Raw genomic sequence first — 14,703 nt, 5'->3', positions numbered from 1 at the left:
ACAAGGTTCAATAAACTATGTTTACCACGCGTTAAAGAATACCACCACCGGCTCGACCTTCTTTCATAGTTTCACCCAGCAGCGACGTCTTGTGCGGTTCTCCGGAGATCTCGCGGACATACTGGGGGACCGCATAGCCAGGCAAACGGGTCCGCATGGTTTCAATGAACTTCCGCCCCTGCTCTTCGGGCACTTCAAAATGCGCGGCACCGGTCACTCGATCGAGCTGATGCAGGTAGTAAGGAATGACACCCAGATTGACCAGTTTTTCTGACAATTCAATCAGAGTTTCCGCTGTGTCATTCACCCCTTTCAGTAAAACGGACTGGTTCAGGACCGGGATGCCGGCCTGCAGCATCTGCCTGATCGCGTTTTCTACATCTGGAGCAATTTCATGGGGATGATTCGCATGAATTACCATCCAGGGCATCGTGCCCTGCTCTGTCAGACCCTGTAACATTTCCAGCAAACCGGCGTGGATTCGATCCGGTAAGACCACCGGCAGTCGACTGTGAATGCGGAGTCGTTTTACATGCGGAATCGCAGCGATTCGTTCACAGAGATCATTCAGGCGAAGATCTGTGAGCAGGAGTGGGTCACCGCCGCTCAAGATGATTTCCTGAATTGAGGAGTCTGCATGCAGCGACTGCCAGACCGGTTCCCATTCCGCTAGAGTACGGGGTTCGTCGCCGTAGGGATAGTGTCTGCGGAAACAATAGCGGCAGTGGATCGCACAGGCACCGCTGACCATCAGCAATGCCCTGCCATGGTATTTCTGCAGGATTCCCGGCGTGGCCCGTACGTTTAAATCTCCCACTGCATCTGCCTCAAACCCGGGGACATCAACAGTTTCCAGATCAACGGGCAGTATTTGCTTCAAGAGCGGATCGTCGAGATTGCCGGGCTCGATACGATTTAAATAACTGATCGGCACCATAAGCGGGAACAAATGGGCACTTCTTTGGGCCGGTTCAAGTAGCTCCTGGGGCAGATTCAGTCTGGAAATCAGCTCCTGTGGATCACGGATGGCCTGGGCAAGCGATTTTTGCCAGGTCGTTTCTGAAAGAGAAGTTGCCATTGTCGAGTGCGTAACCCAGTAAGAAGTCTCATAAATTCCGAGAGGAGCGGTGTATCGTCAGGCAGCAGAAATTGAATGACATTTCGGCTGCTCTCCGTTTGCAACGGTTCGAAGATATGTTATTCTCTCGCCCTTGGAAACAAAACTCAAATGACCTTTTCACAACACTTTTATTGCCAGAGAAATTAAGAGATGCCACAAATCAGTACAGGCGATTTTCGCAAGGGTATCAAAGTGATCGTTGACGGTGATCCTTATGAAATGATTGAAGTCAACTTCGTCAAACCGGGCAAAGGCCAGGCCTTGTATCGCACGAAACTGCGGAATCTGCTGAAAGGCACGATCCTCGACCGGACCTATAAAAGTGGTGGTGAAAGCCTCGAACAGGCCGATGTTCGTAAGGGTGATGGACAGTACATGTATAAAGATGCGACTGGCCTGCACTTCATGGATAATGATACTTATGAACAATACACGATTGAAGAATCAGTCTGTGGAAACGCAGCCGACTATCTGCTGGATGGTGCTATCTGTAATCTGTTGTTCTGGAATGATCAGCTGATTGGTATGGATCCTCCTCAGCAGGTTGTTGTGGAAGTGACTTATACAGAACCTGCTGCCAAGGGAAATACAGCAACTAACGTGACCAAACCGGCTACAATTGAAACCGGAGCAACGGTACAGGTTCCCGCATTCATCAACGTCGGCGAAAAAATCAAAGTGGATACCGCAACCGGTGCCTACATTGAACGTATTCGCGACTGAGCATGCATCAGAAACTGAGTGAAACAGCAGAGTTCTGGCTGGAAAATAAAGAAATCCGGCCAGAACAGTCTCTAAATGCTTAGAATTTATGATTCTTTTGCGTAGGTTTCATGAATCGGGCAGAAATGATATTGAAATATTCACTAGCGTCGCCAAAAATAGCTGAATCTTCTTCGTATCAGTAAATGAGCGAAGAGTTTAAGGGAGTGATGAAGTAGAGTCTTAAGTAATTTGCATTGAACGCCACCATGGATCTCAAGGAGGATTGACATGGACGTCTGGAATCTGGTTTTGTATGTCGTCGCAACACTTTTAGCATTGAAGTCGTTGGCTTCCCTGATGACGCATCATAAGAAAGTGGTTGTCCAGCAACTGGCGATTGAATATACCCAGGAACTCTCTCAACCAGGGACTCAGGCGACAGAGAGCAATCCCTCTGAGCTCCCGACGGAACGAAATCCCGCAGACAAAAAAGCTTCCGCAGCTTGAATACTGGCGTCACTGATTCAGGAAACGCCAGTCATTTCGTTTATGGCACGAACGTCGACCCATTAATTTAACCAGTAGTAAAAGCAGTCCATGTCTCACGTTGATCAAACCTGTGAATCGAATTCCGAACACGCGCCGGCTGAAACCGCTGAAAGCCAGCCAGAAGTGGTGAAAGATCACAACCATAAACTCTATATCGAAACGGTTGGCTGCCAGATGAATATGCTGGACAGCGAACTCGTCGTGGCTGATCTGCGGAAGCGTGGTTATGAACTGACTCAGAATGTCAAAGAAGCGGAAACCATTCTGTTCAACACCTGCAGCGTCCGCGAACATGCAGAACACAAGATTTACAGTTCATTAGGCAGACTCCGTTACGGTGCCCGCAAAAATCCCAAAAAAGTCATCGGGGTCATGGGCTGTATGGCTCAGAAAGATCAGAAGCTGATTTTTCAAAAAGCCCCCCAGGTCGATTTCGTTGTGGGAACCGGGCAACTGGCGCAGGTTTCCAGCCTGATCGATAAAGCGCGTGTCAATCACAGTCAGAATATTCGCAGTCGCGAGCTGGCAGTTGGACTGGGCCGCAAGGATGGGAAGCTGGCGGAAATCACCAACAGTTTTCAGAGTTATGATCCCCTGCGTGATCCGGAAATGCGTCCTTCGCCATACCAGGCATTCGTGCGGATTATGATTGGTTGCGACAAATTCTGTTCTTACTGCGTTGTGCCTTCAACCCGCGGTCCCGAGCAGAGCCGTTCCCCGCGCGAGATCCTCTCTGAAGTCAGAGTCCTCGCAGATCAGGGGGTCAAAGAAGTCACGCTATTGGGGCAGACCGTCAACAGCTACAAACATACTGAAGATGGCAAGCTATTTCGTCTATCTGATCTGCTGTACCTGATTCACGACGTGGAAGGGATCAGCCGGATCAAGTTTGTGACCAGTTATCCCAAAGACATGACGACTGACCTGCTGGAAGCCATTCGGGATCTGCCGAAAGCAACCCGTTATCTGCATGTTCCGCTGCAGCATGGCTGCAATGATGTGCTGAAAGTGATGAAACGAGGCTACACCGTAGAAGATTACCGGGAGATGATGCAGCGGGTAAACGAGATTCTTCCCGGTTGCTCTGTCTCCAGCGACTTTATTGTCGGCCATCCAGGCGAAACGGAAGAATCGCATCAACGCAGTCTGGAATCGATTCGCGAGTTTCGGTTCAAGAACAGTTTCATTTTCAAATATAGCGAACGTCCGGGAACCAAAGCCGCAGAACGGTTCAAAGATGAAATCCCCGATGAAGTCAAAAAACGTCGCAATAACGAAATGCTGGATGTGCAGAACCAGATCAGCGAAGAAGACAATGAAACATTCATTGGCAAGCAGGTGGAAGTTCTGGTGGAAGGCCCCAGTAAGTCCGCCCAGAAAGCAATTGAGGAATCGCTGGCAGAGCAGCTGGTTGGTCGTTCTAATTGCGATCGCATCGTGGTCTTCGACGGTAACCCGCGGTTAGCAGGCTCCCTGGCAACGGTAGAAATCTTCGATGTGACTCCGACGACTCTGATCGGCGGTATTGTCACGAAAGAGTACCAGCATAATCCTGGTTCATCATTACCGATTCTGCAGTAATTCTACCAGCTATAATAGCCCGCGAAATGCCTCTTCTAGCTTGGGATATGCGAATTCATATCCCGCTGCCTGCAGTTTTTTTGGCGTGACACGTGCACTGCACAGCATCAGTTCCTGTCCCATTTCACCAAAGATCGTTTTAATGGCCCACGCGGGAACCGGCAGACAGGTTGGTCGGCCAAGGACCTTTCCCAGGGTTTTGGTGAATTCCAGATTGGTGACTTCATCGGGAGCAACGAAGTTTACGGGCCCCTGAATTTCAGTATGCTGCAGGCAGAACAGAATCGCCTGCACGACGTCTGGTAAGGCAATCCAGCTCCAGTATTGAGATCCGCTTCCCAGTTTTCCGCCCACACCGAATTTGAAGGGCGTCAACATTTGGCCCAGTGCCCCACCCTCCTTGTCGAGGATCATGCCAAACCGCGTGTTGACTACGCGAATTCCCGCATCCCGGGCAGGTTGTGTGGCTGACTCCCAGGCGGAACAGACATCTGTCAGAAAACCGTCACCACGCGGACTGCTCTCATCAAGACGTTCACCGCCGCGTTCTCCATAATAGCCAATTGCCGACGCGCAGATAAAAGTCGCAGGAGGCTGTTCCAGTTGCGCCAGGGAATTTGCCAGCAGACTGGTTGACTGCACTCGGCTGTTATAGATTTTCTGTTTAATTTCAGGTGACCAGCGTTTGTCAGCGATATTCACGCCACCCAGGTGAATCACAGCATCCACACCGGCAAAAAGACTCAGGTCCATACAGTCACTGGTCGGCTGCCACAAAACGGTGGTCCCCTGCTTTTCTGAAGATTGCTTTCGAACCAGTCGTACCGTTTCGTATGCAGGGTCAGCGTCCAGTGTCTGGCATAAGTGTGAACCAACTAGTCCGGAGCTGCCTGAAATCAACAGTTTCATTCGAGTGTCTTTTCCATGGAGAGTGTTGACGTTAGTATAAATTAAGCCAGACATCGTACGGAATCAATGTCTGCCGTTCGACGATCCCTCTTATCCATTATAGGCAGCTCTCCGATATGGACCGCTCACAAATTCGGAATATGTTACAGCAGACGTTTGAAGATTTTCAGATGACGCGCAGTGAACGTTCCGCGTTGAATCAGATTTTTTCGCATATCAGCCTCACCGATCATAATTTGTCGCTGATTCGCAATGAAGCCTTTCAGATCTTTCGCGAAAATAAACCGGCAGGTGCTTCTGATATACAGGCACTTTCCTGGCTGGAAGATCTGATGAAAATCCTGGCGAATGCCAACACAAAAGAAGCGACACTCAGTTCGGAAGCATTATTCAGTCCGCATGACGACTGCTCGCATCGCATCTGCCGACTGATCTCTTCTGCCAGAAAAAACATTGATATCTGCGTTTTTACCATCACAGATGATCGGGTCTCCGATGCCATTCTGGATGCGCACCAACGCCGGGTCCAGATTCGGATTATTACGGATAATGATAAATCGTTTGATCGCGGATCTGACATCGAACGCCTGAAGAGCGCGGGAATCTCCGTTAGAATCGACCAGACCGAATATCACATGCATCATAAATTTGCCCTGTTTGATTCCGAGTTCGTTTTAACGGGCAGCTATAACTGGACGCGCAGTGCCTCTTACAATAATTCGGAAAACCTGGTGATCACCAATGATCCTCAACTTCTAATCCGTTTTGAATCGGAATTTGAAAAACTCTGGAATGAGTACCTCGTTTAATAGCCAAAGAAGAAAAAACGAAATCCTGCAACCCCTCAATCGGAAAGTGGAACTCAACATGAAACGATTCAATCCGTTGTGTATTTTATTCTTCGTTTTGCTCGCACTGTTTACTCATTCTTTCGTGTGGGCAAATTCCACGCAAACAAATCGACCCAATATACTGGTGATCCTGGTGGATGATCTGGGCTATGGAGATTTAAGCAGCTATGGTGCCACCGATTTAAAGTCACCCCATATCGACGAGCTGCTGAACCGGGGGATGAAGTTCAGCAATTTTTATGCGAACTGCCCTGTCTGTTCTCCCACGCGGGCCGCTTTATTAACGGGGCACTATCAGGATCTGGTAGGAGTTCCAGGTGTGATTCGTACTCACCCCGAAAACAGCTGGGGTTATCTCAAACCGTCGGCGGTCACTCTGGCTGATGTCTTTCAAAAAGCGGGCTATCAGACTGCCATTATCGGGAAATGGCACCTGGGTCTGGAAACACCAAACACACCCAACGAACGGGGCTTTGATCTCTTTAGAGGGTTCCTGGGTGATATGATGGATGATTACTACCAGCACCGTCGGCACAACGTAAATTACATGCGGCATAATCAGAAAACCGTCGACCCCCAGGGGCACGCCACAGATCTGTTTACGGACTGGACCTGTGAATATTTAAAAGAACAGGCAAAGTCAGAAAGCCCCTTCTTTCTGTATCTCGCATATAACGCACCGCATACTCCCATTCAGCCCCCGCAGGACTGGTTGGACAAGGTAAAACAACGTGAAGCAGGCATCGATGACAACCGGGCCAAACTGGTCGCATTAATAGAACATCTGGATGCAGGAATCGGGAAAGTCGTTCAGACACTGGATGAAACCGGTTTGAGTGACAATACGCTGATTGTCTTCAGTTCTGATAACGGCGGACAGTTAAGCGCGGGGGCCAATAATGGAGCGCTGCGTGATGGCAAACAGAGTATGTACGAAGGTGGTTTAAAAGTTCCCACGGGAGTCGTCTGGAAAAATCATATTGCACCACAATCTGACACAAAATTCATGGCGATGAGTATGGATATTTTTCCTACGGTATGTGAAGCAAGTGGTATCACTGTTCCTGCAGGTCTGGATGCCGTCAGCTTTCTGCCGACCCTGCAGGGAAAACAGCAGCAGCCGTTACGCGCACACTGGTTCTTTCGACGACGCGAAGGCGGTAATCGCTATGGTGGCAAAACGATTGAAGCAGTCCGTAGTGGACAATGGAAACTTCTGCAGAACAGCCCCTTCGAGCCACTCGAACTGTATGACCTGAAAACCGATCCCCTGGAAGAGAAAAATCTTGCCGAGAGTAATCGTCAGAAATTCAATCAGCTCACAGTGTTGTTAAGGGCAGAGATCCAGAGGTATGGAAGTGTTCCCTGGCAAAAACCGCTTACGCCCTATTCAAAAGATTAAAAAAGCGGCATCATTGTTATTTATAGATGGTGCATCCAGGCAGATTTGATTTCAGGTCTTCCAGCGTTTGTGGTTTTGCAGGTGTTCCATAAAGAAAGATTTTCTGCAGGCGCGGGAATCGAGTCAGCTTACTGATTTCCTCATCAGTCACGCGTGTATATGCTATTTCCAGTGATTTCAGTTTCGGTAAATCAGTGATTGCTGCCAGTCCTTTATCGGTCAGATTCGTGCGATGCAGGTTCAGTGATTCCAGATAAGGCAAGTTCGAGAGTTTTGCCAGATCGAGATTTCTCAATTTGGCATTGGTCAGATCGATTTCCCGGACGGCAAATTTTCCTTCAGGAATTTTTGCCGTCGTATCGATGGGGAGTTCGCTGTGCACCGGAATCACGGTTCCCCCCAGTTTGAGTACATACTCTGTCGCTTCTTTACTGTTAGGGTCATGTGCTTTACCACATCCCGTAACCAGGACACAAACGCTGAACAGAACTCCCATCAGCCAGCGGTTTGAATGAGACGGACTGAGAATGGATCGCATATTGATACCTGATCATTCTAGAGGCAGGCTTGCAGAAAACGGGACATGATTCATTTCCACAGTACACACGAATCACAATTCCCTGTTTTCAACCAGACAGGCCTGAGAATCGAAATAATATATACCTGAATACAGGCTGGCGAAATCAATGTAAAGCAGCCTATAATAACAGATTACATGTGCATCATAATCCTTGACTGCTGATCTGTGAAGCACGCTGAAACAACTCCCGCTTTCTTTTAGCAACTAAAATCAAACGATAAAATTTGAATGACCGGTGAAATTACAAAGCGAGGTGATTTCATCACAAATACAAGTGAGTGTGACCAATGATGGCGTCGATTAACTCGGAACATGAACTTTCTGGTAAAACGCATCCCGCATGCTATAATCTGGAATTACTATTGAAAGATTGTCAGATTGAGCATGTCCGGAGATCCGGTCCAGGAGGTCAGCATCGAAATAAAGTCGAAACCGGTGTTGTCATCAAACATCTTCCCACCCGTATTACGGGAGAAGCTTCAGAACGACGTCAGCAGGGACGCAACCGCTCGATTGCCTTGTTTCGCTTACGGGTGAATCTGGCATTAGGATACCGTCTCTCAGAAATCGCAGAGTCACCATCCTTACTCTGGCAGCGCAGAATCACGAATGGCACACTGAAAGTGAATTCTGAGCATGATGAGTTTCCCGCACTGTTAGCCGAAGCCCTCGATACCATTACGTACTATCGCTTCGATGTGAAATCCAGCAGTGAATTTCTGAATTGTTCTTCGTCCCAGCTGATCAAGTTTTTGAAGAAAGAACCACGTGCATTCGCTCTGCTGAATCAGCATCGGCTTGAAGCGGGTCTGCATCCCCTGAAATAAAAGTATCCTTGGTAGTAACAGGGATCGTAAACCTTCTGGAACTCCTGATTTCAGCGTAGATCTTTCTCTGGTTGCTGCTAGAATAAATGAATCAAGAGGCAAGTCTTTCTTGTAAAATCACCAGTTTTTCCGGGCATTCCACAGTGTTGACCACACATGATTAATAATCTGCACGAGTTCTGGCACAAAAGAAGTTTGTGGCGCCCCTGGCTGATTTTAATGCTGGTGGGAATCTTTATCTTTACCTATACCTTTCAGTTTCCACTGACTCTGAAAGAAATACACCACAACCTTCCCCTGATCCTGAGATTTGCCAGTGCGGGATTATTCTTATGGGGCCTGTCAAACGTAATGCTGGTCATCTTCCCTGATCTGGAGCGCTTTCAGGTAAAGCGGATCGGGAGAAATCGTGTTTCACTGCCCCGCGATGGTGTGGTCTACCTTTTGATGATGACCGTTCTGTTTGTCGGTTCAGTTCTGTCGCGAGAAAATATGCTGATGCTGGTCTTCGCCATGATGACCGGTCCTTTCGTGTTGAACGGCTGGATTACCTACAGCATGCTCAAGAACATTCAGTTGAAACGTATCATCCCTCAACGGGTGATGGTCGGCGAGACATTCACGGTCGAAATCCTGCTGGAGAATGATAAACGGTTCATTGCCGCCTACCTGATGGAAGTCAACGATACCTTCAAAAATCACAATGAAAACCTCGAAGCCTCCGTGATCTTTCGCCGTGTTGGACCGCATCAGAAACTCTCTGCGCATTATTATGTCAAACTGATGCACCGGGGAATTTATCAGTTTGGCCCACTTCACGTCGCAACCCGTTATCCACTCGGGCTGGTCAAACGAGGGGCCGTCTTTAACGAACAAAACGAAATCATCGTACATCCCCAGATTGGCCGACTCAGTTCAAACTGGGCAGAAGACTTTTTTTCAATCGCCGAGATGGCTCAACAGAACCGCAGCCGTCGAGGTGTCTTTGATGACGAGTTCAACCATATTCGCGAGTATCGAACCGGAGACAGCCAGCGCGCCATTCACTGGCGCAGTTCCGCGCGGCAGGGCGAGTTGATGGTTCAGGAGTACCACCAGAATCGAAATTATGATCTGGTGATTGGCCTGGATTTATGGCTGCCGGGAAATGCAACGCAGACACAGCGGGAACGTGTTGAGTGGGCCGTTTCTTTTGTCGGTACGTTGTGTCGCGAACACCTCAGAAGCAGCCGGGATACAAAATTGACACTCGTTTCACAGGCAACCTCACTGGAAGTATTAGAGGTTGGCATTGGTTCACAGGGGCTGGAATATCTGTTGGATTTTCTGGCGACGCTGGATCCCGGTAAACAATCCGGGTTAGGAGAATTTGCCAAAATTGTCTCCGAATCTGCGTCCGTTCGCTCCCGAACAGTTCTCGTGACGACGCGGGAAGAAGACAGCTCGTCGAATCGATTCAGTTTCAGTTCTCTGATGGGATCCCGGGGAAAAGAGATCCCCGGTGCCTGTAAAACAATTGAGGCCGATCCGGAAATTCTCGGTCGCTGGCTGGTACTGGAAACGGACTGATAGTAACAATTTTATTTACGAGAGCGTGACAGGTGAATTTAACTCTCACATTTCAGATCAGCGTATATCTGCTGGTGGCCTTGTCCAGCATCATGTTTATGATGGCTGAGGGGGGAGTGTTTCCACAACTGATGACAATCCCACTTGGTCTGATCACGCTGTTTTTTACAGACCGCTGGGAAAAGTTCAGCCTCAGTCCCCTCTGGGCAAATATTCTGGGGCTGCTGGCCTTCCTGGTTGTGTGTGCGGAATTTACTTCCAATATTGAAGGCCGGTTACTCTCCGGGGCGCATTTCCTGGTTTATCTGACCTGGATTATCCTCCTGCAGAAAAAAAGTGACACGCAGTACTGGTGGTTATGCGCGCTGGGGTTTCTACAAATCGCTGTCGGGGCTGTGCTGACTGAATCTGGTTATTATGGCTTCATGCTCGTGATATACCTGTTCCTCTCAATCTGGACGCTTTCCGTCTTCTCGCTGCATCGAACGCGGAATTCTTTCCTGCTGTACGATTCGTCTTCCCCTTTCCCGAAATCTTCCATTGTCGCACAAGATCCCGGTGGCTCTCCATTTAACCAGAAGAGTTTTGTTCGCGGTGGCATTCAATCTGATCTCTCCAGGCAATGGTTGTCCATAGAATTCTTTGGTTCCTGTATGGGGTACTTTATCAGCGCCTTGCTGATTTCCATGTGCTTTTTCTTGTTGATTCCGCGTCTATGGGTGAACCGCGCAATGTTTGATAATGACTCATTGGAGTCAGGCGACAAACCGCTGGTCGGGTTCACAGAAAAAGTTCAGTTGGGAGAGATGGGAGAGATTCTGGAAAGTTCCGAACGGGTACTGCAGCTTTCGATATTCGATAATGAAACTGACGAGCCCGTGTCCGTCGAAGAGTTTGCAGCCCGTTTTGGTATGGACGAACCGTTGTTTCGCGGGGCAGTACTTTCAAGTTACAAAAACGGGAGCTGGAGTAAAATTCGGCGACGGTCACGCTGGAGGCTGTATAACTCCAAAGAACTGGACAACAAGCAGCTTTACAGGCAGGAAATGGTATTAGATTCTATTGGGACCGAAGTTCTGTTTATCATGCAGCCCTTTGTCGGCATGGATATGTTGAGCAAAACGGAAAACAGTTTGAACCTGGAGACACTGGAGATTCGTCAGACACAGCCTCCTGAGGGCGAAGGCGAGACCAGATACAACGTCTTCACCGCAAAAGAACAGACTGAAAATATCGTAATGGATCAACTCGATAATGAAACACTTTATACTGAATTGCCAGAAGACGATTTGAAACGACTGATTGCCTTCACGAAGAAACTGATTGCAAATCACCCTGAATTAAAAACCAATCTGGAAAAAGCGCGCTTTATCGAATCGTATCTTCGTGATTCCGGAGAGTTCAGCTACACATTAAATATGTCGATTCAGGATCCGGAAATTGATCCCGTGGAAGATTTTCTCTTCAATCGCAAATCGGGGCACTGTGAATATTACGCCTCTGCTTTGGCTTTAATGTTACGCGCCATTGATATTCCCTCACGAGTAATAAGTGGTTTTAAGGGAGGCGATCAGAAATACTTATCCAATCAGTTTGAAGTTCAGCAGCGCTATGCCCATTCCTGGGTTGAAGCTTTTGTTGATGGCCGCTGGCAGACAATGGATGCCACCCCCAGTCTGGAACGTGCTGAAAGTGTTGCCCAAAATGCAGCATCTTTGAGCAGTTGGAAAGGTATCTCAAATACCCTCACGCAATTCTGGTCCGATTATGTGATTGGAGTTTCGTTTCAGCGCCAGAAGTCAGCCTTCTACGACCCGATGCTTCGTGCCGGCAAGCGATTAAAGAATCGACTGTATGACTTTCGGGAAACAGTGGTTGGCGTGGTCCGTTCGATTAAGAGCTTCCTGTCTTCCCCGCGACGCTGGTTCAGCTGGGAGGGGGCCGCTGCCGTTTTCATTATTGCAGGACTATTCTTTGGATTGAAATGGCTGTGGGGTGTTTCTGTCAGGCTGTTCAGAAAACTGTTTCAGGATCAGGGAGAGCAGGCGCGACAGTTACGGGCTGGAAATGTCGCTTTTTATGAAAAATTTCAGGCATTGCTGGCAAACCGGGGACTGGTGCGTAACCCGGTGGAAACTCAGAAAGAATTCACAAATCATGTGAAAACGGATTTGAGAAGGGAGCTCTCACAGGCACACCTGGACGGAACCCCTGATCTGTTTACACAGTTGTTTTATCAGGTACGTTACGGCGATCATCCACTGAATGCACAGCAGACTGAAGAGCTGCAGCAGAAGCTTACAGAACTGGAGATTGCTCTGACCAGAACTGAGCAGCTCGAACAACACAAAGCGTGAGAATCAGGCGTCCCGCAAACGTGGATCGGATGCTTCCTGCAGGCCTTCCCCAATCAGGTTATAAGCCAGAACTGCCAGGAAGATTGCCATCCCGGGGAAGAAAATCAGCCACCACATCTGCAGGTTCTGTCGGCCCAGGTTAAGCAGCGTTCCCCAACTGGGGTTAGGCGGTGGTGCACCAAAGCCCAGAAAGCTGAGTCCGCTTTCAATCAGGATCGCGGCTGCAATACCGAACGTGATCGGTACCAGAACAGGCGCTAGAGAGTTCGGCAGAATATAACGGAAGATAATGCGAAATTGCCCGACCCCTGTTGTTTTAGCAGCCAACACAAAGTCGCTTTCACGCAGTCTCATAAATTCCGCCCGTGCAAGCCGAGCGATCCCGGTCCAGCCGGTCAGCCCGATAATGGCCATCATATGCCAGATGGTTGGAGATTCGATAATAGCAATGATGGCGAGAATTAAAATCAGCGTCGGGATACACATTACAACCTCAATCAGTCGACTGAGGCCCATGTCGATCCACTTTCCATAAAACCCGGCTAATGCACCAATCACAATGCCAATCACGCCGGCGATTCCCATGGAAACAAAACCCACCAGCAGCGCAATCGTAGTGCCATGCACCATCTGAGCAAAAACGTCAACGCCACGCTGATCTGTGCCAAACCAGTTACGCAGGCTGGGAGCTCCATTGTCCTGTGTCGGGTTTCCGGGGCGACCTTTCCACTCATCATCATAGACGCGGCGATACGGGTCCTGATACACGAGTGGCCAGATTGCCCAGCTGTCCGGATCTTTCTGTTTGAGGTTCTCCGGATAGCGGTTACGGAAGCGGTCTTTATAAAAAATGGGATTCTCCCATTGTCTCCGGAAGTATCCCATCGCTGGAAAATAGATATGCCCTTTGTATTTACAGATGATCGGTTTTGTACCGGCAATCGCAGGGGCAAAAATGGCGACGAAGCAGAGAAAACCGATGTAGATCAAGGCCATCATTGCCATTTTACGTCCCTTGAAACGCTGCCAGGTTTCGGCCCAGAAGCTGGGGGACTTTTTAACGGGTTTCAGCTCCTCTGCAGCAGCTGTTTTATTTTCTGTTTGTTCTTGCATAGTGACTTAAATGATTCAAAAAAAATCTGCAATAAACACGTGGAATCCCAACTCAATAATATCAGTGATCTGAAATCTTGACCCGGGGATCTGCTAATGCATAAAAGATGTCCGCCAGCAATTGACCCGCCAGCGTGAGAATCGAAAACATTAATGTCAGTCCCATGATCGTGGGATAGTCTCGTTCCAGAATCGACTCAAAGTATAATTGCCCCATTCCCGGCCAGCTGAAGATCCGCTCGATAATTACCGAGCCCCCCAGCAACGAAGGAAGGGTTAATCCAATTAAAGTCACCAGTGGGATAAAGGTATTGCGGAAGGCGTGCTTGACCAGTACGTTGATTGGCCCCAGACCTTTCGCACGTGCGGTGCGAATGTAATCCTGACGCAGTACTTCATGCATATTGGCTCTGATAAAACGACTGTAATACGCCAGGCTGCCGTAGGTGTAACAGATGACTGGCATCAGAGCGTGCCGAAAAATATCCCAGACCTGCTGGCTGCTGCTCATCGTAGAATAATTGTCGCTTTTCATACCATATAAGGGGAGCCAGCCCAGTTTGTTGGCTAAATAGATCTGTAGAAACAGCGCCGCGACAAAACTGGGAAAGGAATAAAGCATATACAGGATCGTGCCCAACGTACGCTCATCCAGTTTTCCCTGTCGTGCAGAGGAATACAGACCAAATGGAATCGCCAGCAGATAAGTCAGAAACAGGGACGTTACCGATAATATCAGCGTCGGCCCGATGCGTTCATGAATCAGTCGGGTGACGGGCTGCTTACGGGAAATGGAACGTCCCAGATCCAGGCGGCATACGTTACGCACCCAGAGCACATATGCTTCCGGCCAGGGTTTATCCAGACCATACGCTTTTCGCATGCGTTCAATATCGGCAGGATTCAGTTCTTTCCCCGGGTCGATCATGGCCATATTGACAGAGATCGGTGATCCCGGCATGTTTCTGATCAGACCAAAAATGATGAAGGTGATCAACAACAGGGTAATTAACCCGATGAATAACCTTCGCACGAGATAGCTGAACATGCTTTACAATCAATCCGAAATGAGTAACAGCAGATTTCCCGAGACCCGTCAGGCATTTCTGCATAAGAACAGAAATGCCTGTTGATCATTCT

General features: G+C 48.7%; 13 protein-coding genes. 8 read left to right on the top strand and 5 right to left on the bottom strand.

Going from position 1 to position 14,703, the window contains the following annotated elements; all coding sequences use genetic code 11:
* Positions 1 to 31: 31 nt before the first annotated feature.
* The gene (gene epmB / locus ACN0YN_RS03160; protein WP_417383527.1) at positions 32 to 1,078 is read right to left on the bottom strand and encodes an EF-P beta-lysylation protein EpmB; all 1,047 of its coding nucleotides are present in this window, start codon (positions 1,076 to 1,078) and stop codon (positions 32 to 34) included.
* Positions 1,079 to 1,270: 192 nt separating this feature from the next.
* On the opposite strand from epmB, the gene efp reads away from it, so the two are divergent.
* From efp to miaB, 3 genes are all read left to right on the top strand, one after another.
* The gene (efp, locus tag ACN0YN_RS03155) at positions 1,271 to 1,843 is read left to right on the top strand and encodes an elongation factor P (RefSeq protein ID WP_417383526.1); all 573 of its coding nucleotides are present in this window, start codon (positions 1,271 to 1,273) and stop codon (positions 1,841 to 1,843) included.
* Between the two features lie 270 nt (positions 1,844 to 2,113).
* The gene (locus ACN0YN_RS03150) at positions 2,114 to 2,332 is read left to right on the top strand and encodes a hypothetical protein (protein WP_417383525.1); all 219 of its coding nucleotides are present in this window, start codon (positions 2,114 to 2,116) and stop codon (positions 2,330 to 2,332) included.
* Between the two features lie 90 nt (positions 2,333 to 2,422).
* The gene (gene miaB, locus ACN0YN_RS03145; protein ID WP_417383524.1) at positions 2,423 to 3,955 is read left to right on the top strand and encodes a tRNA (N6-isopentenyl adenosine(37)-C2)-methylthiotransferase MiaB; all 1,533 of its coding nucleotides are present in this window, start codon (positions 2,423 to 2,425) and stop codon (positions 3,953 to 3,955) included.
* A gap of 9 nt (positions 3,956 to 3,964) precedes the next feature.
* On the opposite strand, the gene ACN0YN_RS03140 is transcribed toward miaB, so the two are convergent.
* Positions 3,965 to 4,864: a TIGR01777 family oxidoreductase gene (locus tag ACN0YN_RS03140; RefSeq protein ID WP_417383523.1), complete on the bottom strand. Its 900-nt coding sequence runs from the start codon at positions 4,862 to 4,864 to the stop codon at positions 3,965 to 3,967.
* A 116-nt stretch (positions 4,865 to 4,980) separates the two neighbouring features.
* On the opposite strand from ACN0YN_RS03140, the gene ACN0YN_RS03135 reads away from it, so the two are divergent.
* Together ACN0YN_RS03135 and ACN0YN_RS03130 are read left to right on the top strand one after the other, a co-directional pair.
* Positions 4,981 to 5,673, top strand: coding sequence for a phospholipase D-like domain-containing protein (locus tag ACN0YN_RS03135; protein WP_417383522.1), 693 nt, complete (start codon positions 4,981 to 4,983; stop codon positions 5,671 to 5,673).
* A 58-nt stretch (positions 5,674 to 5,731) separates the two neighbouring features.
* Entirely contained in the window at positions 5,732 to 7,117 is a 1,386-nt protein-coding gene (locus ACN0YN_RS03130; RefSeq protein WP_417383521.1) for a sulfatase, read from the top strand.
* Between the two features lie 16 nt (positions 7,118 to 7,133).
* On the opposite strand, the gene ACN0YN_RS03125 is transcribed toward ACN0YN_RS03130, so the two are convergent.
* A complete protein-coding gene (locus ACN0YN_RS03125) occupies positions 7,134 to 7,655 on the bottom strand; it encodes a hypothetical protein (RefSeq protein ID WP_417383520.1) in 522 nt (173 codons plus the stop codon).
* Between the two features lie 329 nt (positions 7,656 to 7,984).
* Between ACN0YN_RS03125 and ACN0YN_RS03120 the strand changes: the two genes are divergently transcribed.
* The 3 genes from ACN0YN_RS03120 to ACN0YN_RS03110 all read left to right on the top strand — a co-directional run bounded on the left by ACN0YN_RS03120 (position 7,985) and on the right by ACN0YN_RS03110 (position 12,450).
* Entirely contained in the window at positions 7,985 to 8,524 is a 540-nt protein-coding gene (locus ACN0YN_RS03120) for a peptide chain release factor family protein (RefSeq protein WP_417383519.1), read from the top strand.
* 156 nt (positions 8,525 to 8,680) lie between these two features.
* A complete protein-coding gene (locus ACN0YN_RS03115; protein ID WP_417383518.1) occupies positions 8,681 to 10,093 on the top strand; it encodes a DUF58 domain-containing protein in 1,413 nt (470 codons plus the stop codon).
* A gap of 32 nt (positions 10,094 to 10,125) precedes the next feature.
* Positions 10,126 to 12,450: a transglutaminase TgpA family protein gene (locus ACN0YN_RS03110; RefSeq protein ID WP_417383517.1), complete on the top strand. Its 2,325-nt coding sequence runs from the start codon at positions 10,126 to 10,128 to the stop codon at positions 12,448 to 12,450.
* Between the two features lie 3 nt (positions 12,451 to 12,453).
* Here ACN0YN_RS03110 and ACN0YN_RS03105 read toward each other — a convergent pair whose 3' ends face one another.
* A complete protein-coding gene (locus tag ACN0YN_RS03105) occupies positions 12,454 to 13,563 on the bottom strand; it encodes an ABC transporter permease (RefSeq protein WP_417383516.1) in 1,110 nt (369 codons plus the stop codon).
* A gap of 61 nt (positions 13,564 to 13,624) precedes the next feature.
* Positions 13,625 to 14,611 carry an ABC transporter permease gene (locus ACN0YN_RS03100; protein ID WP_417383515.1) on the bottom strand — a complete coding sequence of 329 codons (987 nt, stop codon included), beginning with the start codon at positions 14,609 to 14,611 and terminating at the stop codon, positions 13,625 to 13,627.
* Positions 14,612 to 14,703: the final 92 nt, after the last annotated feature.

It is taken from the genome of Gimesia sp., from assembly GCF_048260065.1.
In the GTDB taxonomy this organism is placed as follows: Bacteria; Planctomycetota; Planctomycetia; order Planctomycetales; family Planctomycetaceae; genus Gimesia.
Note: the sequence above shows the minus strand (reverse complement) of the source record. Positions and strands in the feature narration are given on the sequence as shown.